1 pseudogene is annotated in these 237 nt (G+C 64.1%); it reads right to left on the bottom strand.

The annotated features are described in order from the left end of the window. Window positions 1–237, bottom strand: a pseudogene (locus tag F0Q45_RS27315) (AMP-binding protein); the annotation flags it as partial.

Below are 237 nucleotides of genomic sequence, written 5' to 3'. Positions count from 1 at the left end.
CGCTACACACAGCATGGTCTCCGATGGCCCGTAGGCGTTGATCATCGTCCGCCCGGGAGCCCAACGATCGACTACGTCAGCCGGGCATGCTTCGCCGCCGACCACCAGTGTGACCGACTCCAACTCGTGTGTCGGCAACACCGCAGCCGCTGAGGGGGTTTGACTCAGCACATCGACCCGTTCGGAGACCAGCAATTGGTGCAACTCCGCCGGACATCGGGTCACCGCTTCGGGCAC

It is taken from the genome of Mycobacterium simiae (assembly GCF_008370645.1).
GTDB classification, from domain to species: Bacteria; Actinomycetota; Actinomycetes; order Mycobacteriales; family Mycobacteriaceae; genus Mycobacterium; species Mycobacterium simiae_A.
Note: the sequence above shows the minus strand (reverse complement) of the source record. Positions and strands in the feature narration are given on the sequence as shown.